17 protein-coding genes are annotated in these 20,738 nt (G+C 66.1%); 7 read left to right on the forward strand and 10 right to left on the reverse strand.

What is annotated here, in order from left to right:
* Positions 1-23: 23 nt before the first annotated feature.
* Positions 24-1,535 carry a hypothetical protein gene (locus tag HNP52_RS08285; protein ID WP_184165356.1) on the forward strand — a complete coding sequence of 504 codons (1,512 nt, stop codon included), beginning with the start codon at positions 24-26 and terminating at the stop codon, positions 1,533-1,535.
* A gap of 254 nt (positions 1,536-1,789) precedes the next feature.
* Here HNP52_RS08285 and HNP52_RS08290 read toward each other — a convergent pair whose 3' ends face one another.
* Positions 1,790-2,506, reverse strand: a complete 717-nt coding sequence (locus HNP52_RS08290) for a murein L,D-transpeptidase catalytic domain family protein (RefSeq protein ID WP_184165359.1) — start codon at positions 2,504-2,506, stop codon at positions 1,790-1,792.
* Positions 2,507-2,769: 263 nt separating this feature from the next.
* On the opposite strand from HNP52_RS08290, the gene HNP52_RS08295 reads away from it, so the two are divergent.
* The 5 genes from HNP52_RS08295 to mtnA all read left to right on the forward strand — a co-directional run bounded on the left by HNP52_RS08295 (position 2,770) and on the right by mtnA (position 6,457).
* Positions 2,770-3,480 carry a L,D-transpeptidase family protein gene (locus tag HNP52_RS08295; RefSeq protein WP_184165362.1) on the forward strand — a complete coding sequence of 237 codons (711 nt, stop codon included), beginning with the start codon at positions 2,770-2,772 and terminating at the stop codon, positions 3,478-3,480.
* Positions 3,481-3,525: 45 nt separating this feature from the next.
* Entirely contained in the window at positions 3,526-4,143 is a 618-nt protein-coding gene (locus HNP52_RS08300; RefSeq protein WP_184165365.1) for a methylthioribulose 1-phosphate dehydratase, read from the forward strand.
* Positions 4,140-4,688: an acireductone dioxygenase gene (locus HNP52_RS08305; RefSeq protein ID WP_184165368.1), complete on the forward strand. Its 549-nt coding sequence runs from the start codon at positions 4,140-4,142 to the stop codon at positions 4,686-4,688. Before HNP52_RS08300 ends, HNP52_RS08305 begins: the two co-directional genes overlap by 4 nt.
* 84 nt (positions 4,689-4,772) lie before the next feature.
* Positions 4,773-5,414 carry an acireductone synthase gene (gene mtnC / locus HNP52_RS08310; protein WP_184165371.1) on the forward strand — a complete coding sequence of 214 codons (642 nt, stop codon included), beginning with the start codon at positions 4,773-4,775 and terminating at the stop codon, positions 5,412-5,414.
* Positions 5,411-6,457: an S-methyl-5-thioribose-1-phosphate isomerase gene (gene mtnA, locus HNP52_RS08315; RefSeq protein WP_184165375.1), complete on the forward strand. Its 1,047-nt coding sequence runs from the start codon at positions 5,411-5,413 to the stop codon at positions 6,455-6,457. Before mtnC ends, mtnA begins: the two co-directional genes overlap by 4 nt.
* 31 nt (positions 6,458-6,488) lie before the next feature.
* Here mtnA and HNP52_RS08320 read toward each other — a convergent pair whose 3' ends face one another.
* A complete protein-coding gene (locus HNP52_RS08320) occupies positions 6,489-7,196 on the reverse strand; it encodes a hypothetical protein (protein ID WP_184165378.1) in 708 nt (235 codons plus the stop codon).
* Between the two features lie 112 nt (positions 7,197-7,308).
* A complete protein-coding gene (locus HNP52_RS08325; protein WP_184165381.1) occupies positions 7,309-8,463 on the reverse strand; it encodes an aminotransferase in 1,155 nt (384 codons plus the stop codon).
* Between the two features lie 84 nt (positions 8,464-8,547).
* Here HNP52_RS08325 and HNP52_RS08330 point away from each other — a divergent pair, with 84 nt between their 5' ends.
* Positions 8,548-8,781 (forward strand): hypothetical protein, encoded by a 234-nt coding sequence (locus HNP52_RS08330; RefSeq protein WP_184165384.1) that lies wholly within the window; start codon positions 8,548-8,550, stop codon positions 8,779-8,781.
* 208 nt (positions 8,782-8,989) lie between these two features.
* Here the strand turns inward: HNP52_RS08330 and HNP52_RS08335 are convergent, their stop codons facing one another.
* The 7 genes from HNP52_RS08335 to HNP52_RS08365 form a co-directional block, all read right to left on the reverse strand.
* Positions 8,990-9,457: a hypothetical protein gene (locus tag HNP52_RS08335; RefSeq protein WP_184165387.1), complete on the reverse strand. Its 468-nt coding sequence runs from the start codon at positions 9,455-9,457 to the stop codon at positions 8,990-8,992.
* A 53-nt stretch (positions 9,458-9,510) separates the two neighbouring features.
* Entirely contained in the window at positions 9,511-10,353 is an 843-nt protein-coding gene (locus HNP52_RS08340) for an NPP1 family protein (protein WP_184165391.1), read from the reverse strand.
* Between the two features lie 370 nt (positions 10,354-10,723).
* A complete protein-coding gene (locus HNP52_RS08345) occupies positions 10,724-13,753 on the reverse strand; it encodes a TonB-dependent receptor domain-containing protein (protein ID WP_184165394.1) in 3,030 nt (1,009 codons plus the stop codon).
* Between the two features lie 34 nt (positions 13,754-13,787).
* Entirely contained in the window at positions 13,788-14,786 is a 999-nt protein-coding gene (locus HNP52_RS08350; protein ID WP_184165398.1) for a N(4)-(beta-N-acetylglucosaminyl)-L-asparaginase, read from the reverse strand.
* A gap of 271 nt (positions 14,787-15,057) precedes the next feature.
* Positions 15,058-16,980, reverse strand: coding sequence for an alpha-L-fucosidase (locus tag HNP52_RS08355; RefSeq protein ID WP_184165401.1), 1,923 nt, complete (start codon positions 16,978-16,980; stop codon positions 15,058-15,060).
* A 14-nt stretch (positions 16,981-16,994) separates the two neighbouring features.
* Complete coding sequence (locus tag HNP52_RS08360) at positions 16,995-19,319, reverse strand: GH92 family glycosyl hydrolase (RefSeq protein WP_184165405.1); 2,325 nt, start codon at positions 19,317-19,319, stop codon at positions 16,995-16,997.
* A complete protein-coding gene (locus HNP52_RS08365; RefSeq protein WP_184168248.1) occupies positions 19,316-20,737 on the reverse strand; it encodes a glycoside hydrolase family 125 protein in 1,422 nt (473 codons plus the stop codon). Before HNP52_RS08365 ends, HNP52_RS08360 begins: the two co-directional genes overlap by 4 nt.
* Position 20,738 lies beyond the last annotated feature (1 nt).

Consider the following 20,738-nt stretch of genomic DNA (forward strand, 5'->3'; position numbering starts at 1 on the left):
CGCTCAGGCTCTACCCGCAGGCCATGCTCCACTGGATCCGTCGCCAGTTCGATGCGCATCCGGTGCGCGCGGTCATGGTGATCTTCGCGGCCTATACCGTCTTCAAGATCAACCTGAAGTTCTTCGCGCCGGCGGGGCCGTGGTGGCGGGGCTGGCACGATCAGATGCAATATCTGAAGTCGGCAAAGGCGTTCCTGCATTTCGACCTGAGCCCGGACCAGCATTGGTATCCCTTGCTCTATCCGCTTGCCGGCGCGCCCTTCGCCTGGGCGCCGACGCCGTTCGTGCCGATCAACCTGCTTTGCTATGCGGGCGCCTTTATCGGCTTCCACCGCATCTGCGCGCGCTTCGGGGTGGGGAGCCTTGCGGCGGGCCTGCTGTTCCTCGCCGCGACGATCGGCGACCTGCGCATCTCCAAATTCTGGCTCGAGCCCTGGACGACGACCATGTCGGCCGCCTTCATCTGGCTGGCCTTTGCCGAGGCTGCCGACATGATGTTCGGCGAGCGCCGCCGGCCCTGGCGGCTCGGCGCGCTGCTGATGGCGATCGCGCTGGTCCGCCCGGCCGATGTGGTGGTCAGCGCAGTGATCGGCGGCTTCGCGCTGTGGCGTCCGGTGCTGATCGAGAAGCGCTGGGGCGATCTGGCGAGGGGGCTGGGTGGGGCGGGCGCGGCGCTGCTGCCCTATCTGCTGCTCTATCTCGCCATTTATGGCCCACGCCTCACCGAGTATACGATCCTGTCAGGCGATTACGGCTTCGCCTTTGCCGATCTCGGCTGGAAGGCGAGCATCCTGCTCGTCGATCCCTCGCCCTGGTTCCCCGGCGAGACCGGGCTGCTGCGCGAGCTGCCCTGGCTGCTCACCGGCACGGCGGGCCTGATCCTCGGCGTGATGCGCCTCCAGGGGCCGACGCGCTGGCTGACGCTCTGCATGGTACTGGTCGCCCTGATCTACACGACGATGATGCTCGCCTATGTCGATCTGGTTCCCAGCGGCATGTGGCGCTTCTTCAACGCGCATTACTTCAAATGGCTGTTCCCGATGGCGGCGCTGTTCACCTGGCTGCTGGTCACCTGGCGCGATGCGCGCGGGATCGCGGTGGTGGTGGCGCTGGTGCTGCTCGCCAGCTTCCGCATCGTCCCGCGCCCGGCCGAGCCGCGGGAGCCGGCCAAGGCGATCGCCTTCGCCGCGCCGCAGGCGCCCTGGCAGGACATCTATTTCGCCCGCTCGGCGGTGGTCGATGCGAAGGGCGCCCAGCGCAGCCCGGCCGACTATCACCAGCTGCCGATGGGCGACCGGGTGATGGCCATCGCCTTCAAGCGCCGGTTCGAGGGGGATACGCTCTGGTATGGCGTCACGCCTGCCAGCGTCGCGACCTGGCCCAAAGGCAGCGGCAAGGCGGAGGTGGTGCTGCCCGGCAGCTGGCCGCAAAAGCCGATCGCGCGCTACGCGACGAAGCTCACCTTCGGCTATCCATGCTGGGCGCCGCCCTTCCCGTGCGGGACCGGGCCGGGGCCGGGGTTGCCGAAGAACTAGGCGGTACCGGCATCCAACATCGAAGTTGGGGTGACACGCGAAAGTACACAAAGTACAGGCCAAGAGCGGGTTTTCCGGTCTGCAAATTTGACCTTTTTCACGGGAACCCGCCGCATCTCGCACGATCCTTGCGCGCGACCGATCCTATCTTTCCTACAAAGCAAAGAGCGGCCGGGACCAGGGTCCCGACCGCTCCAGCGAAACATGCGAAATCCTACATTGCAACGGGGCGGGGGCGTCCCGGCAACATGCGCTCAGACCTTGGCCGCGTAGATCATCCGGCCCGGGCCGAGGCGCTCGAACAGCTTGGCCAGCTCGTTCTCGCCCACCGCGAAGCAGCCCTGGCTGCGACCGAGCTTGCCATGCTTGCCGATCATGTCGGCATTGGCATACCAGGCCGAGTGGACGACGATCGCGCGGTCGAGCGCGTTGTTGTTGGTCGGGTCGAGGCCGAGCAGGCGCTGCGAGTCGCCATGCTTGCCGACATAATAATCGGCGGTGAGGAACGCGCCTTCGCAGGTCGCTTCCGAATTCACTTCGTTCGAGAAGCGCTGGAGCATACCGCTATGGTTCGGATCCGAGCCGATGCCGTGCGCGACGAGGAAGCGCTCGACCTGGCCGGTGCCGAGGTTGACGACGTGGAAGCGCGGATTGTTCGACGAGGTGGCGAAATCGGCGATCGCGATGCGGTCATGCGAGGCGATGCGCATCGAATGGCGGTTGAGCGCGGCGACCGCCTTCTTGAACAATTCGGGGCGGATGCCGGCCGGCACGCCCGGCACCTTGGCGACGGTGGCCAGCTCGGGTGCCTTGGGGGTTGGCGGGACCGAGGCGGGGACCGGCACCGGCGCCGGTGCCATCGCGGTGTTGATCGTGCGCGAGGCGCAGGCCGAGACCACCGCGCCGCTGGTCATCACCATCGCAGCCTTCAGCAAGGCGCGACGCGTCTGAATCGTATCGAGGCTATCCATCACTATCCAAAGAACCCGCTGCTTTACCCCTTGGGGGAATCTATATCAGACAGATGGTAAGCGGGGCGCTTAACATCTGTCCCAAGTTGCGCGGCTCGCCGCAACGCATGCCCGGTTCGCCGAAGCGGCGCGAAAATCCGGAACATTGCCAGCGATTTGCCCGGGTGAAATATCCGCGATTCGGCAGCGGAGCGAAATTAGGTTAATTTCGTTAAGGAATCGCCCTGAGCCGTCCTGGCTCACCGGATTCGGAGAGCTGTTTGATGCGTTCCGGCGCCCTTGCCGTCCTGCTGCTGGCCAGTGCCACGATCCTTCCCGCCATTCCCGCTACCGCGCAGGTCGCCGCGTCGGACACGATGCAGCTGGCCCCCGATACGCTGCGCAACGGGCAATGGGCCTGGTACGAGGAGCCGCAGCTGATCAAGGCGAGCACCAATGACTGGGATCCCGTCTCGATCGTGGTCAGCATCCCGGACCAGCGGGCCTATGTCTATCGCGGCGGCAAGCTGGTCGGCGCCAGCACCGTCTCGACCGGATCGGACGGGCACGAGACGCCGACCGGCGCCTTCACCATCCTGCAGAAGAAGGTGTTTCACCGTTCGAACCTCTATTCGAACGCCCCGATGCCCTACATGCAGCGGCTGACCTGGGACGGGATCGCGCTCCATGCCGGCCGCTTGCCGGGTTATCCGGCCTCGCATGGCTGCATCCGCTTCCCCGCGGCCTTCGCCAAGCAGCTCTACGCGCTGACCGAGCTGGGCGGCGACGTCATGGTCACCGACGAGCCGGTGATCACGCCCGAGCGCTCCGGCCCCGCCACCCCGCTGCTGATGGCCGATGCCCGCAACCTGGGCGGCGAGGCGTTCAACATGGTGACGATGTCGGGGCCGGCGCCGCGCCCGCAGCCCGCGACCTTCGTCACCGGCCCGGCGCGCGAGATCGTCCAGCCGATCGGGCGACGCGGCTCGAAATAAATTCTGTAATGCGCGCGTAGCCTTGGATCGGCTAAGCGCGATTCCATGACGATGTCCTTCGAAGATGCCGCGACAGGCCTGGTCGAGGTCGGCCGCCGGCTCGACGCACGCGGCTGGGCGCCCGCCACGGCCGGCAATTACTCGGTGCGGCTCGACGACGGCAGCATCGCCGTCACCGTGTCCGGCTGGCACAAGGGGCGGCTGACGCCCGAGGGCGTGATGCGCGTCGATCTCGACGGCACCCCGCTCACCCCGGGTAAACCCTCGGCCGAGACCGACCTGCATTTGGCGATCTACCGGCTGTTCCCCCATGTCGGCGCCGTGCTGCACGGCCATTCGCCCGAGGCCGTGGGCATGAGCCGGGCCGCCGCCGATGCCGGCGAATGGGTGTTCGCCGGGCACGAGATGCTCAAGGTCTTTCCGGGCAACACCACGCATGAGGCCGAGATCCGCCTGCCGATCGTCGACAACAGCCAGGACATGGCGGTGATCGAGGAAGCGATCCGCCCCGCCTTGCTGGCGCCGAACGCCGCGCCCGCCTATCTTATCCGCAGCCACGGGCTCTATGCCTGGGGCAAGGACCTGGCCGAAGCCGAGCGCGTGCTGGAAGGCACCGAATGGCTGATCGCCGCCGAACTGGCCGAAAGGGCATGGAAACGATGACCCATCTCCGCATCTTCGACGAAGCGGGCGGCGCCCCGCTGACCGATACCCGCGACGCCGTTGCCATCGCCGACGCGCTCGCTCCGATCGGGGTGCGCTTCGAGCAATGGCCTTCGCGCCCGCTAGCCGCCGATGCCGGGCAGGACGAGGTACTCGAGGCCTTCGCGCCCGAGGTCGAGCGGCTCAAGGCCGAGAATGGCTATCAGTCGGTCGACGTGATCCGCATGGTTCCCGACCACCCCGAAAAGGCGAACCTGCGCACCAAGTTCCTCTCCGAGCATCGCCATTCGGAGGATGAGGTCCGCTTCTTCGTGGAAGGCGAGGGGCTGTTCACCCTGCGCGAGGGCGAGCGCATCTACGCCGTGCTGTGCGAGGAGGGGGACCTGATCTCGGTTCCGGCCGGCACGCGCCACTGGTTCGACATGGGGCCTTCGCCTCGGTTCACCGCGATCCGCCTGTTCACCAATGCCGATGGCTGGATCGCCAACTTCACCGGCGACGCGATCGCGGACCGCTTTCCACGGCACGAGCCGGCCGAGGCATAACCGTCATCCCGGCGAAAGCCGGGATCTCGTGCCATATGCGCCTTCGCCTGAGATCCCGGCTTTCGCCGGGATGACGAGAGTTGAATGACCAACCACACCCCGCCCAAAGCCATCCTCCTCGATATCGAAGGCACGACGAGCAGCATCAGCTTCGTTGCCGACGAGCTTTTTCCCTATGCGCGTAAGCATTTGGCGGCATTTGTTGAAGCGAATCCCGAAGTCGTCGCGCCGATCCTGGCGCAGGTGCCGGGGGACGATCCGGTCGCGACCCTGTTCCAGTGGATCGACGAGGACCGCAAGGAAACACCGCTCAAGACGCTCCAGGGCCTGATCTGGGCGCAGGGCTATGCCGATGGCGAGCTCAAGGGCCATGTCTATCCCGATACGCCCGAGGCGCTGCGCCGCTGGACCGAGGCGGGGATCAAGGTGAACATCTATTCCTCGGGCTCGATCGCGGCGCAGAAGCTGATCTTCGGCCATTCGGTCGCCGGGGACCTGACACCGTTCCTGAGCAGCTATTTCGACACCACCACCGGCCCCAAGCGCGACAGCGATTCCTATACGAAGATCATCGACGCCCTCGATCTCGCGCCGTCGGAGCTGCTGTTCGTCTCCGACATGGTGGCGGAGGTCGATGCCGCGCATGAGGCGGGGCTCCAAGCATTGCTGATCGATCGCGCCGGTGGCGCGGCCGATGTCCATTCTCTCGCGGAAGTGCTCCCATGATCCTCGAAGGCCGTCCGACCCGCTCGATCCGTCGCACCGAAGACGGCAAGGGCGCGGTGATCCTCGACCAGCGCAAGCTGCCCTGGGAGATCAAATGGGTCGAGCTGCGCGATGTCGACGCCGCGGCGGTGGCGATCCGCGAGATGTGGACGCGCGGCGCGCCGATGATCGGTGCGACCGCCGCCTATGGCTATGCGATGGCGCTGGCGGTCGATCCGGGCGATGCCAGCCTGGCCGCTGCCTATGACAAGCTGTTCGAGACGCGGCCGACCGCGATCAACCTGCGCTGGGCGCTCGATGCGGTGCGCGCGGCGGTGGCGGACCTGCCCGAGAGTGAGCGTGCGCAGGCGGCTTTCGCGCGCGCCGACGAGATTTGCGACGAGGATGCCGAGCTTTGCCGCTCGATCGGCGAGCATGGGCTTGAGCTGTTCAAGCAGCTGCACGCGAAGAACCCGGATCGCCCGCTCAATATCCTGACCCATTGCAATGCCGGCTGGCTGGCGACCGTCGATTACGGCACCGCCACCGCGCCGATCTATCTCGCGCATGATGCGGGAATCCCGGTCCATGTCTGGGTCGACGAGACCCGCCCGCGCAACCAGGGCGCGTTGCTCACCGCGTTCGAGCTGCGCAACCACGGCGTGCCGCACACGGTGATCGCCGACAATGCCGGCGGGCTGCTGATGATGAAGGGGCAGGTGGATGCGGTGGTGGTCGGCACCGACCGCGTCACCCGCAACGGCGATGTCTGCAACAAGATCGGCACCTATCTGAAGGCGCTCGCGGCGCACGACAATGACGTGCCCTTCTATGTCGCGCTGCCCTACACGACCTTCGATCCGAATACCGAAAGCGGCGCCGATATCCCGATCGAGGAGCGCAGCGCCGAGGAGCTGACCCGGCTCAGCGGGCCGCTGGCAAACGGGGAAATCGGCACTGTCCGGGTAACCGATTCCCCCGCCGCCAATCCAGCATTCGATGTGACTCCCGCGCGCCTGGTGACGGGTTACATCACCGAGCGCGGGGTGCTGGACAGGATCTGACCCTGTCCCCCTTGGTATCCGCCGGGCGCGTTTAACGCGGCTCGGTCTTCACCGTCGTCGTAGTGGTCGTCGAAGCTGCCGGACGGGTGACGGTGGTCGTCGTCTTGCGGACCGGCTTCTTCACGACCTTGCGCGTCGTCGTGCGCGACGAGGAATAGGTGCGCGCCGGCTGGGTGGTCGTGGTCTCGATCGTCGTGGCGACCGGCTGGGCCGCCGCGGCACGCGCTGCTGCCGCATCCGCCGCAGCCGACTGGGCCGCGACCGCGGCCGCCTCGGCGCGCGCATTCGCCGCAGCCGCGTCACTCTGCGCGGTCAGTGCCGCATCCTGCGCGGCAGCGCGCTGGCTGGCTTCCGCGGCGGCATCGGCCGAGGCATTGGCGGCTGCGGCCTGTGCATCGCGGCGCGCATCCTGCTCGGCGGCGATCTGGGCGCCCTTGTTGCGTTCGGATTCGGCCAGCGCCGCATCGGCCAGGCCGGAAGCGCGGCGTGCCTCGTTGATCGTCGAATCGCGGTGGTCGCGTGCCAGCTGGTCCTTGGCGGTGCGCAGCGATTCTTCAGCGCGCGCATAAGCGTCCGGGGCATATTTGTCGGCGCCGGCGGTCTGGGCGGCTTCCACCTTGGCCGTCGCTTCGGCCACGGCGGTGCGCGCGCGGTCGATCCGGCTCTGGGCCAGCGACGGCGTCGCGATCAGGATCGCGGCAACCGCAGCGCCGCGCATCAGGAACTTCATGTTACGCATGATACAACTCCACTTGTCCCGCGGCCCGGCGAACGTGCCGGAAACGCGGCGAGTTGCGCGCGTCACGGTGAAGCGGGTGCTTCCGCCGATGAAGCGAAGGTGCGCCGAGTCGTCAGGCCAGCCGGTCGCGTGCCTCGGCGATGCGGGCGATGGCCGCGTCGAGCGTCGCGTCGTCCTTGACGAAACAGAAGCGCAGCACGTTGGTGACGGCATCCTCGGCATAGAAAGCCGAGACCGGGATCGAGGCGACGCCGGCCTCGTCGATCAGCTTGTTGGCGAAGCTCACATCGTCGAGTGCGATGCCCGAGGCAGTGAGGTCCACCGACAGGAAATAGGTCGCCGCGCTCGGCAACACGGCGAAGCCTGCGCCCTCCAGCCCGGTGCGCAACCGGTCGCGCCCGGCCTGGAAGCGGTGGCGGGCCTCCTGCAGCCAGGCGTCCTGGGTGGCGAGGCCTTCGGCAACCGCCCATTGCAGGTTAGGCGGGGTGGTGAAGGTGAGGAACTGGTGCGCCTTGGACAGGACGCGCGCGATCGCCGGCGCGGCGCACATCCAGCCGACCTTGAAGCCTGTCAGCGCGAAGATCTTGCCGGCCGAACCGATCTTCACGGTACGCTCGCGCATGCCGGGGAAGCCGATCAGCGGCAGGTGGCGCGCGCCGTCGAAGGTCACATGCTCCCAGACCTCGTCGCAGATCGTGATCAGGTCATGGCTCACGCAGAAGTCCGCCAGCATCGCCAGCTCGTCGGCGCTGCACATCGTCGCGGCGGGGTTGAGCGGGTTGTTGAGGATCAGCACGCGCGTCTTGCTGGAGACGGCGGCTTCCAGTGCCGCCTTGTCGATCTTCCATTCGGGCGGGCTCAGCCGCACGAACTTCGGCACGCCGCCGGCCTGGCGGATCAGCGGGACATAGGCGTCGTAGAGCGGCTGGAAGCAGATAACCTCGTCGCCGGGCGAGACGCAGGCGAAGATCGCCGCCGCCAGCGCCTCGGTCGCGCCCGAGGTTACCACCACTTCCTCCGCTGCCAGGTTGAGCCCCTGGTGGCGCGCATAATGATCCGCCACGGCGCCGCGCAGCTCGGGCAGGCCGATCATCGGTGGGTATTGGTTCGACTTGTCGACCACCGCCCTGGCCGCGGCTTCGAGAACCGCTTCCGGCCCGCGTCCGTCGGCAAAGCCCTGGCCCAGGTTGATCGCCCCCGTCTCACGTGCGCGAGCGGACATGGCTTCGAAGATGGTGGTGCCGAGCTGGGCGTAGAGCGGGTTCATGGCCCGAGCTTGTGGCCGCTTGCATCTTTGGGTGCAACCGCCGCATTAGCCTCGCGTTCAGCCTAGCGCCAATAAGGGAAGATCATGACCAAGACCCCGCCCAAGCCGCAGGAAGCAAAGCCGCCCTATCCGATCGAGGAAGCGCCGCACGATCATCATGACGAGGGCAGCGAGGCGCTCCAGGCGGTGAAGGACCTTGCCGAAGCCAAGAAGCGCTGGAAGCCCGACGCCAAGCAGATCGGCATGGGCGCCGCGATCGGCATCGGCTCGGCCGCGATCGTCGCGGGCCTGCTCTACTGGCGCGGCGGCAAGAAATAATCTCCGCGCGACGAAACGGCTTCGTCGCGCAATCTTCGGTCTCCGTCGCACCCGGCTCGCCCGGAAGCGCGTGTCCGGCCACATCCCCTGCATGCCGTTTCGACCTGAACCCGACAGTTGGGCGGCATACATCCCTGTGCCGGTGCGGATCGACGCCCAACCCGGTGCCTGACGGACGCCTCGCTTGCGGGGCGTCCGTCCTGGCGCGCTAGGAAACTGGCGGCTGCGCGGGGACGACATCCGCGCGGATATGGAACAGGTTGCTCTCGATCTCGTCCATATGGACCGGGCCGGGCATGCGATACCCGTCCGCCTCGACCAGCCTGGCCAGCCCGCCCAGCAGCATTTCCTGCCGCACCCTGAGGAACTCGTCGCCGGTAGGCGGCGGTATCGTCGCGGTGACGGCGCAGCCCTTCGTGTCGCAGGAGAAGTCCACCTTCTCGAGCAGCGGATAGGCCTGGCGGACATGCGCGATCACCTTGTCCGGCGCGGTCGGCAGGTTCGTCGGGGGAGCAGGTGCGGGGGAGGGGCTTTCTGTTGCGGCGGGGGCGGTGACCACCACCGCGCCCGTGCTGGGCATCGGGGTGCTCTCGGCGCCCCGCTGGGTAAACCAGAAGCCGCCTATCGCGACGACCAGCGCCGTGCCGCCGAGCAGCGGCAGATATTTCGAAGCCATTTGTATCTCGCCGGAAGGTCCGCCCCATGCCGGTGGCACGGGGCGGCGCAGGGTCAGCAGATGGTCGAGCCGGTCGGGCAGCCCGGCGAGTTCGCGCCCGAATCGGTGTTCGGATCGAAGCCCGGCGTGATGCTCGAGTTCACCGTCGCGGCGAGGACGCCCGAGAAGCGCGAGTCCTTCAGGTCGAAATTGCCGCTGCCGAAATTATAGTTCGAGATGGCGTTGCGGACGCTGGCCGACGGATAGCCGTTCCAGCTGACGAGCGGCTGGATCAGCCACTGGCCGGTGCCGTTTTCGGGCGGCTCGTCGCCATTGTCGGTCTTCGAGAAGCGCCAAAGGTGCGAGAAACCCCAGGTTTCGTAGTGATAGACCATCTTCACGTGCTGGCCGTTCGAATCGCTCTGAAAGCGCAACTGACCGCCGCTGGTCGCGCGGGTTTCCCAGCCGCCATGGTTGCCGCGGGTCACGCCGACCACGGTGCTGTTGGTGCCCTGGTCGGTGGTCCACACGATCACCGATTCCCAGTCATAGGCGTGCGAGAAGTCCGACTGCCAGAAATAGCTGTAGACGCGGGCGCAATAGCCGTTGTTGCAGCGGGCGCGGACGTAGACATTGCTCGTCGTGCGGTAGCTCGCGTTGCGGCACGAGGCCGGGGGCAGCGTGGCATAGGTCGAGGCGCCGGCGCTGATCGCGCCCGACGAATTGACCGCCGGCACGTTGAAGCAGACGTCGGTGTCGAAATCGATCGCCGGCTGGAAGCGCTTGTCGAGCGCGGTCGCCAGCTCGGGCAGCGGCGCCACCGGGGCGGGCCAGCCCTGGGCCTGGGCGGCTTCGGGCAGCAGGATCGTTAGTGTGCCAAGGGCGACAACGGCCAGTGTTTTGAATTGGCTCTTCATACAATCTCCCAATGCAAGAAAATATGGAGTGAAGTTGCGCCAAATCGCCTTCGTAATCTAAGTTACGAATTACATTTATCTGTATTTAAAACGAATCGCGCATTATTTAATTTGCGCGATACTGTGAAACTAATATTTCAATGTCGGAATTGAATTATTGGTAACGATATTATTCGCCGTTTTACCCTTGCTGGAATGAATGCTCCGCGCGGGCGCACATCGGCCCTCGAAGGGAAGACGGAGTATCGGCGATATCCGGACAAATTTTTCGGTGGATGCGCGTCGCCCCGGGCGGGCGACGCGTGACGGGCAAATAAAAAGGCCCGCCTTCCGGAGAAGGCGGGCCCAGAGGTTCTAGCGAAGGGCTAGTTTAGAAGTTGACCGTCGTGCTGAAGGCGATCTGGCGGCCGAGCGAGTCGTACCGGGCCGAGATCGTGTTCGCGCGCGACAGGCCGATGTCATACGAGTTCGGCATGACCGGCGGCGTCTTGTCGAGGATGTTGTTCGCCGCGATCCGGAACGAGAAGCTCTTCTCGACGCGGAAGTTCAGCGACAGATCGAAGTAGTCATACGCGTCGATCCGGTAGAAGGTCTTGCGGACCGTGCTCGCATCCGCGCCGAGGCTGGCCTCGCCCGAGTTCGAGGTACGCGTCAGCGGACCCAGGTGGCGCCAGTTCAGCGACATGCTGAAGAACTGGTCCGGCGTGGTGTAGGTGCCACGCAGGTTGTGCGTCCACTTGGCGATGAACTGGCCGCAGCCGGCGCCGCCATAATAGCCCACGCAGTTACGCTCTGCGAGGAACGACGCGTCCTGCGCGCCGGCCAGCGTGGTCAGCGTGCCGGCGAAGTCGAAGTCCAGGCGACCGATATTGCCACCGAGCGGCAGCGCATACTGGCCCTGGAAGTCCCAGCCATGCGACTTGCTCTTGTAGTAGTTGGTCGTGCCCTGGCGGATGAAGCCAGTGGTCGGGTTGGTCGTCGGGTTGCTCGACAGCGTGCCGTCCGCGTTACGCACGAACATGCTGCAGAAGAACGGATCGGCGGTCTGCTGGCAGCCCTGCGAGAAGTAGGCGTAGTCGTTATAACCGATCGACTGGTTCAGATCGATCAGGAAGCGATCGGCCGAAACCACCAGGCCCGGAAGGAAGCGCGGCTTCAGCACCACACCGAAGGTCTTGGTGTAGGCGGTTTCCGGATCCACGGTGAACCCGCCGGCGCGATAGGTGCAGCCAACATCGGTCGGGCAGAGCAGGGTGGCGCTGCCGTAGAGGTTGTCGGCCAGGCCGGTTGCGCGGCACGCTTCGCGCGATGCCGTCGGGGCGCCATAGACATTGACCGGGCGACCCGTGACCGGATCGATCGACGTGCTGACGACGGTCGGCGCGCAGATGTCGTTATAGGCGGTGGTGATCCGGCCATAGCTGGTGTTCGAGCCCTGGAAGGACTCCACCACCGTCGGAGCGCGCTGGGCGCGATTGATCGAGGCGCGGAACGTGATGTCCTCGACGGGAGCCCAGATCGCCTCGGCCTTCCAGGTCGAGAAGGTGTCCGGGTTGCTGCTGTACTTCGACAGACGATACGCACCGTTCACCTGGAGCAGGTCGGCGAAAGCCTTGTGCTGGGCGATCGGAACCTGGAGCTCGACGTTACCTTCCCAGACGTGCTGGGCGAGATAGCGGTCCGCGTCGTCGCTGACCGACTCGCGCCAGATCGCATCAGCGTGGCTCTTGAGCTGGTCTTCGCGATATTCGGCGCCGAACGCGATCGCCACGCCTTCATCCGCCCACGGGCTCTTGATGCCGTAGGTGCCGAGATCGCCCTGGATGGTGGCGATGCCGTTGTAGAGCGTGTTGGTCGTGGTCGAGGTGCCGTAGGTGCCCGCGATCAGATAGTTGTACAGCGCGGTGTTGTTCGTCGCCGAGTTGGCGCTGAACGGATCGAAGGGCACGCAGCCATTGGCGACGTCGTTGACGCAGCTGATCGTGCCGTTGTTGTTGACGACGTTCAGGGCGTTGTTGACGCGCGCATAGAGCGGGCCGGCCCAGCTGGTGTCCATCTGGTTGCGCGCATAGACGCCGCCGACATCGTAGCTCCAGCCTTTGGCGAACTCGCCGCGGACGCCGCCGGTGATGCGCAGGCCTTCATTGGTGTAGCGGTCCTCGAGATCGGGAACGCTGGTCATGCGGTAGCGCAGTTCGATCGGCACGAAGGTGCTGGTGCCTGCCGCGGTGCCGCAGATCGCGGTCGCCTGAGCGGCCGACATGTACGGGTTGTTGCAGCGGACCTGGTAGGGGCCGTCCGCATAGGCGGTCGAGCTGTAGACGCGGGCCGGATAGACGTTCGCCGACTTGTCGCGGAACCACATCGCGTTGGCATAGACTTCCGCCGCGTCCGAGATCTTGAACGAAGCGAAGCCGCCGGCATTCCAGCGCTCGTTCTTGCGCTGGAACGAGTAGCCGTCATACGGGTTCGCGGCCAGGGCCGACGAATAGGGCACGAAGGTGCGCGTGCCGTTCGGGTTGTTCAGATAGGCGTTGCCGGCGTTCGGGCCGCTCTGCGGCGAGACATAGCCATAGCCGGTGTAGCTCGAGATCGAGCAGCTCAGCGGGCCGTCCTTGGTGCCTTCGACGAGCTGGCAGCCCGAGGTCTCACGTGCGCCATAGGGAACCAGGTTCGCCTTGCGGTAATCGACATAGGCCGACACGTGCATGCGATCGTCGAAGAACTTCTTGCCGGCGGTGAGCGACAGGTCGACGCGGCCGCCGTCGGTGCTCAGGCCCTGCGCGGGCTGGGCGAAGCCGTAGTTCTTGGCAACCTGCGAGACGAGGCCCGGCTTGTTGTCGTGCGCGTAGAAATTGTAGTTCGCGTTCGCCTGGATGCCTTCGAAATTGTTGTCCAGGATGAAGTTGACCACGCCGGCGACTGCGTCCGAACCGTAGACGGCCGAAGCGCCGCCGGTCAGCACGTCGACGCGCGAGACGAGCGCGGTCGGGATCATGTTGGCGTCGAGGCCGTTCATCGTGCCGAGGCGCTTGCCGTCGACCAGGATGAGGGTGCGCTCGAAGCCGAGGTTACGCAGCTTGATGCGCTGGCGGCCGTCCGAGTCCTGATAGTTCTGCTGGCTGTCCGGCGCGACCGACGGAATGCGGTTCAGCACTTCTTCGATGTTCACGGCTGCCTGGGCGCGGATCGCTTCCGAGGTGACCGAGGTGATCGGCGACGCTGCGGCGGCGTTCGGACGCGTGATGCGGCTGCCCGTGACGACGATGGCGCCGCTGTCCTGTGTGTCGGCGGTCGAGGCCGAGCTGGTGTCCTGCTGTGCATCCTGCGCCATGGCAGGCGCGGCGAGCAGGACCGCGAAACAAGTTGAACTCAGCAACAGGGCATTCAATTTCTTCATTACATCCCCCTAGGAATCAGGAAATAGGTTCGGGTTATTTGGTGGCCGCGGGCTTTTTTAAGCTCTCAGCGGGCCGCACTTGGGTTCGTCCCTCAAGGTCGGTTACTGCGAAGGTGAAGCCGGGCTGCAGCGCGAAGGCGCCGATCTCGCCGCGGTCGTTGATCGCCAGGAAGCCGACCTGGGCGTCGCGCACCGCGTCACCGCGGAGCTTGGCAATATGGAGCACGGCTTCGCGGCACGCCGCCTGGGGCGACATGCCGGCGCGCATCGACGCGACCACGCGGGCCGAGCCGGCGATCCGAGTAACTTCCTCGCCGACACCCGTCGCGGTCGCGGCGCCGACGCCGGCCTCGACGAACAGGCCCGAGCCGCACTGCGGCGAATCGCCGACGCGGCCGCGAAGCTTGAACGCCATGCCCGAGGTGGTGCAGGCACCGGCAAGCCGGCCATCGGGACCGCAGGCGACGATGCCGATCGTGTCGTGATCCAGCGCGGTACCGCGCATGTTCTCGCTATTGGCGACCGGCTTGTACTTCGCCGTCTTGAGCCATTCGCGCCACGCGGCCTCGGCTTCCGGGGTGAGCAGCTTGGTGCGCTCAAACCCCTCGGCAATGGCGAACTGGCGTGCGCCTTCGCCGACCAGGAAAGTGTGCGGAGTCTTTTCCATCACCCGGCGCGCGACCGAGATCGGATGCATGAAATCCTCGAGCGCGGCGACCGCGCCGAGATTGCCGCGATCGTCCATCAGGATCGCGTCGAGCGTGACGTGGCCGTCGCGATCGGGATAGCCGCCAAAGCCGACGGAGTGATTCTCGGGGTCCGCTTCAGGGACGCGGGCGCCGGCTTCGACCGCGTCGAGCAGGCTGTTGGTCTTCTTCCACTGGGCGAAGGCTGCGGCATTGGCGGCCGCGCCGAAATCCCAGGTCGAAACGATGAGGGCGCGGTTGCCAGGCTTGGCGACGACAGGTGCGGTCGCGGCGAGCGTAGCGCCGCCGATACCCAATGCCATTGCTCTCCGACGCGTAGTTTCCATCGATGCCAACCCTGAATGCGAGCGCTAACATGCGGCCGCGAATGGTTCGGATCGTCACCAGGACGTCCTAGCCTTGTCGTATGGTTGTCATAGGTGGAATATCACTTCAATACCAAAATCGACTTTGGTGCTATCGATCCGATAAATAGCATACCGCCGTTGCAAAATTGCGTCACTCGCCGTCACGAACCGCGAGAGATGACAGGCTAACCAGCTAATTCCGATGGGGATTTTCCTCCCGGGCGCATAGCCCGGGAGGAAGTGGGCGCGCTCAGCGAGTGGGCAGGAATCCGCCGATTCCGGCGATTGCCAGGCGGCCGGCCGGAACAGCGGTCTCGGCAAAGGTCAGGCGCAGATAGCGCGCGGCGCGTGCACGGGCGAAATTGATGCGCTGGGTGGATAGCGCATAGGCGATGTTGGAGAACTCGCCGGATGCTGCCGGTTCCCAATTGGTACCATCCGCGCTGGTTTCCGCAACGTAACCGCGCGGCGGTGCCGCGCCGGTCATCACCTGGCGCGAAGGCGTGAGGCTGAAGCCGGCGAGATCGGTCGATCCGCCCAGGTCGACGGTGACGTGCGCCGGAGCGCCCGGCTTGGGACTCGACTGGACCCAGATCGTGCCCGCCTCATTGTCGAGCAGTCGCTCGGCATTGGGGGCGCTGGCATCGACGACGCGCCATTTGGTCACATCGAGCACCGTCGGGTCGGTCGAGACGATCGCGGACACCGGAACCGGCGCGACCGAGGCGAACAGCGCGAACTCGCTGATCGCCGGGCAGGCTGGCGCTTCGAGGATGCGCAGGCGCACGCGACGCGGCGCGATCGGGGCAGGCAGGCGGATCACGCGCTGGGCCGAGATGCACTCGTGTTCCGCCAGCGTCTGCCAGCTGCCGTTGATTTCGGCATCGACTGCGAAGCGCGTCACGCGCACGCCGAGCGGCAGGTATTCGCGCAGCCGGATCACGTCGAAGCGGGTGCCGGGCTTCAGGTCGAGCGTCAGGGTCGGCGTGGCTGCCTGGTCGGGCGTGGTCCAATAGGTCTCGCGATTGCCGTCGAGCACGCGCGCCGCCGCGAAGCCCGGGCGGCTGGTGCTGGCATGCGCCACCGCGCCCTTGGCCAGATCCTTGGCGAAGGTCGCGCGTATCGCGTCGCCATAGGATTTGAGGATCTTGAAATCCTGGTCGGGAATCCGGCCGCGGCGATCGGGCGGCACATTGAGGTTCAGATTGGTCCCACGGCCCACCGACTCGTCATAGAGACGGATCAGCCGCTCGGGGCTCTTCACCTTGGAGTCCTCGTCCGAATGGTAGAACCAGCCCGGGCGGATCGAGACGTCGGTCTCCGCCGGCCACCAGATCGCGCCGCCGCGCACGCCGGCATTGCCGTTCTTCTGGTCATAGGGCTCGTTGGGCATGGTCGGCCAGCAGGGATCGCCGGCGACGCCGTCCTCATTACCGACCCAGCGGATGTCCGCGCCGAGCGGATCGAAGGTGCAGGCATTGGGCTGGAGCTTGTGGACCAGCGCGACGATCGACGGCCAGTCATAATAGCGCGGCGCATCGATCTTCCGCGCCTCGCGCGCGCCGCCATAATAACCGTCGCCCCCATTGGCGCCGTCGAACCACACTTCGAACAGGTCGCCATAGCGGGTGCACAGCTCGGTCAGCTGGGCGCGGTAATAGGTGACATAGGCCGGGCGGCCATATTCGGCATGGTTGCGGTCCCAGGGCGACAGATACAGGCCGAAGGGCAGCTTAGCGCGCTTGCAGGCATCGGCCATCTCGCGGACGATGTCGCCCTTGCCGTCCTTATAGGGGCTGTTGCGGATGCAATGCTCGGTGAGCAGCGTCGGCCACAGGCAGAAGCCGTCATGATGCTTGGCGGTGAGGATCAGTCCCTCGAGCCCGCCTGCCTTGACCGCGGCGACGATCTGGTCGGCGTCGAAGTCGCTCGGGTTGAACAGCTTCGGGCTCTCGTCGCCGAAACCCCATTCCTTGTCGGTGAAGGTGTTGATCGAGAAATGGACGAAGGCGTACTGCTCGCGGCCATGCCACCGCCACTGGCGTGGGCTGGGCGTGGCGCCGAAGGGCTTGGGGGTGTTGGCAGGCGCTGCACCGGCCTGCGCAGGAACGGCAGGCAGCGCGCCAGCGGCAAGGCCGGTGGCGATCAGGGTGCGCCGGGACAGTTCGGTCATCAATCTCTCCAGGATCAGGCGGGGCTGCGGCCGAAGGACGGCGGCCGATCAGCAAGCGCGCGGCCAAAGGCGCGGTTCGGGGTGGCGGACATGGTGAAGCGCAGCGTACCGCCGGCAGCCAGGTCGCGGTGCGAGATCCAGCTCTTGCGCCACGGGCGGCCGTTCCAGGTCACGGCGGCGACATAGGGGGTGTCGGCACGGTTGCCCGGCGCCTCGACCACCAGCTTGCGGCCCTTGCCCAGCTGCATCTCGGCGCGCGCGAACAGCGGCGAGCCGAAGACATAGACGGCTTCGACCGGATCGACTGGATAGAAGCCGAGCGCGGACAGCACGAACCACGCGCTCATCTGACCGCAATCGTCATTGCCGATGATGCCGTCAGGATCGTTCTTGTACATCTCGACACAGAGGCGACGGACCATCGCCTGCGTTTTCCACGGCGCGCCGACATAGCTGTAGAGGTACGCGGCGTGCTGATCCGGCTCATTGCCATGGGCATATTGCCCGACCAGTCCCGAGATGTCCGGCGGCGCGTTGTCGGGCAGGGTCGAAGGCGCGGTGAACAGTGCGTCGAGCTTTGCCTCGTACGCCGCATCGCCGCCCATATGCGCGATCATGCCATAGATGTCGTGCTGGTTGAGGAAGGTCGCCTGCCAGCCATTGGCCTCGGTATAGTCGCGCCACCACGGCTTGGGCATGTGGCCGAGCTGGACGGGATCATAGTCCTTCCACCACTGGCCATTTTCGAAGCGAGGGCGGGCGAAGCCGATCTTGCCGTCGATGACGTTGCGCCAGTTGCCCGAGCGCTTGTGCAGCCGCTCGGCATCCTCGGTCGCGCCGGCCACGCGGGCGAGGTGCGACGAGGCCCAGTCGTCATAGGCATATTCCTGCGTCCGACTGACGCTCTCGAACACCTTGTCGGCCGGCACATAGCCGAGCTTGTCGTACAGGTCTCGGCCCAGGCTGTTGTCCTTGTCCGGCGCCGTGAAATCGAAGCTGCGCTTGCGGATTGCCGGCCAGGCGGCGGCATAGTCGGCGGGGATGCCCTTGGCATGTGCCTCGGCAAGCGGGACGACGCCGTGCCAGCCGATCATCGTGCCGGTTTCCTTGCCCTGCAGCGGCCAGACCAGCGGGCCGAAGCGCGACTGCGCCGTCTGGCGGATCATGTCGTCGACCAGCTTCTTGGTCTGCTCGGGCGCAACCAGGGTGAGCAGCGGATGCAGGGAGCGATAGGTGTCCCATAGCGAATAGGTGCTGAACGCCGCGCCGCCCGCGGGCACGGTCTGCGTCTTGCCGTCCATGCCCGGATAGCGGCCATCGACGTCCGAGACGAGCGTAGGTGCAAGCTGGGCGTGGTACAGCGCGGAGGACAGGATCGTGCGCTGGTCGGCCGTGCCGCCCTCGACCTTCACGCTGTCGAGCGACTTGCTCCACAGGGCCGCAGCCTCGCGGCGGACCCGATCGAAGTCCCAGTGCTTCGCCTCGGCGGCGAGATTGGCGCGGGCGCCATCGGCATCGACGGCGGAGATGCCGCACCGGATGACCAGGGGCGCACTGCCGGCATCGTCAAACTGGAGCACGGCCTTGAGCCGCTTGCCCGCGACGCGGGTTGCACCCGCCGGCTGCTCAGTATCGCCGTCGCCGATGAAAGTGATGCGATCGGGCTTCCGCGACAGCTGCATCGCGAAGAAGATCCGCCGGCCCTTGGCCCAGCGGAACACGCGGCGCGTGCCGCTGAGCGTGCCGTCGGCGGCGAGCTCCAGCAGGGCCTCGTCCACCAGCGGCGGCGAGTCCGACTTGTCGAGGATCAGGTGCGACAGGTCGATCAGCACATGGCCCTTGCCCGCGGGGAAACGATAGCGGTGCCAGCCGGTGCGCTCGGTGACGGTCAGCTCGGCCTGGACGCCGGTTTCCAGTGCGACCCGGTAATAGCCCGGCTCGGCATGCTCGCCCGAGAAGCGCTGGCGATAGCCCGCGTCGGGGTTTTCGAGCGTGCCCGGCTGGAGCTGCACCGGCCCGGCCGAAGGCACCACCAGCACGTCGAGCATGTCGCCAATGCCAGTGCCCGAGAGATGGGTGTGCGAGAAGCCGAGGATCGAGGTGTCGGTCTTGTAATAGCCCGAGCAGGTCTCCCAGCGCTCGACACCGGTGTCCGGGCTCAGCTGGACCATGCCGAAGGGCAGGGTGGCGCCGGGATAGGTGTGACCGGTGCCGCCGGTGCCGATGAACAGGTTCGGCTTGGTCCCGGCAACGGGAAGGCGGGCGTGAGCGGGAAGCGTGGCGGTGGCGGCAAGACCGAGGCCGGTGGAAGCGAGGAGTTGACGACGCGTAGGGTTCACAGCGTTTCTGCCAGCAAATTAGGACGGGTATCGGCGAGGTGGACGATGAGTTCGCCGAACAGGCCATTGGCCCAGGCGAACCACTCGCGGGTGAACTTGGCGGGATCGTCCTGGTCAACCGCCTCATGGATGAAGCCGGTGCCGCCATCGCTGTCGCGGATCATGCGCAGGCACTGGCGGATCGTCGCGTCGTCCGACGAGGTGAGCGCGCGCATCACCAGCGACATCGGCCAGACCTGGCCGAGCCCGACATGCGGCCCGCCAATGCCTTCGACGACCTTGCCGCGCGACCAATAGGGGTTGTTTTCGCTCCACGCCGCTGCTGCAGTGCGCTGGAAGAGAGGATCGTCCGCCTTCAGGCAGCCGAGATAGGCGAGCGCCGAGAGCGACGGCACATTGGCGTCGTCCATGAAGATCGTGTTGCCGAAGCCATCGACTTCAAACGGGATCACTTCGCTGCCATCGGGCAGGCGCATCCGGGCATATTTGCGCAGCGCCGCATCGACTTCATCGGCCAGCGCGACGGCATCATTGGCCAGCGCCGCATCGCTGCGCGCGGCATTGGCGACCACGGCGAGTTCGCGCAGCGCCGTCACCGCGAAATAGTTGGACGGGATCAGGAAGGGATAGACACAGGCATCGTCCGAGGGGCGGAAGCCTGAGTGGATCAGTCCGACCGGCTTGGTCGGCGCGCCATAGCCATCGAGCATCAGGCTCTCGGTCGGGATCGGGCTTTTGCGCTGGAAGCGGTACGGGCCCTTGCCATGCTTGCGCTGCTGCTCGCGGAAGGTCGCGATGCTCAGGCGTGCGGCTTCGGCCCAGCGGGCGTCGAACGGGGTCTTGTCGCCGGTCGCCTGCCAATAACCGTGCGCGAGGCGCATCGCATAGCAGAGCGAGTCGATCTCCCACTTCCGCTCGGCCACGCCGGGCTTGAGCGGGAAGCGATCGTCGAGCGACCAGCTCAGATTGGTCGTCGCGGTCGGATCTTCCATATACGCATTGGCGTACGGATCGATCAGGATCGAGCGCGACTGGCGGGCGATCAGGCCATGATAGAGGCGGCGCAGATCGGCATCCTGCTTCGCGAGATGCAGATACGGCTTCACCTGCGCCGAGCTGTCGCGCAGCCACAACGCATTGATGTCGCCGGTGCGCACGAATGCATCGGGCGCGCCGTCGATCGTGCGCATCGCCACGGTGGTGTCGAGCGTGTTCGGATAGCAATTGCCGAACATCCAGCGCAGCTTCGGATCGCCGATCTTCTTCGAGACACGGACGATCTCGCGCTCGACCGACTTGCTGACGAACTTGCGGTCCGCAGGGGCGGGGCGATGGCTGGTGAAGCCGGTCGCCTTCTGGGCGAAGACAGGCGTGGCAGTGAGCGCGAGCCCCGCGCCGATCACGGTGCGGCGGTCCATC

The sequence above is a fragment of the Sphingomonas kyeonggiensis genome, from assembly GCF_014204495.1.
GTDB classification, from domain to species: domain Bacteria; phylum Pseudomonadota; class Alphaproteobacteria; order Sphingomonadales; family Sphingomonadaceae; genus Sphingomonas; species Sphingomonas kyeonggiensis_A.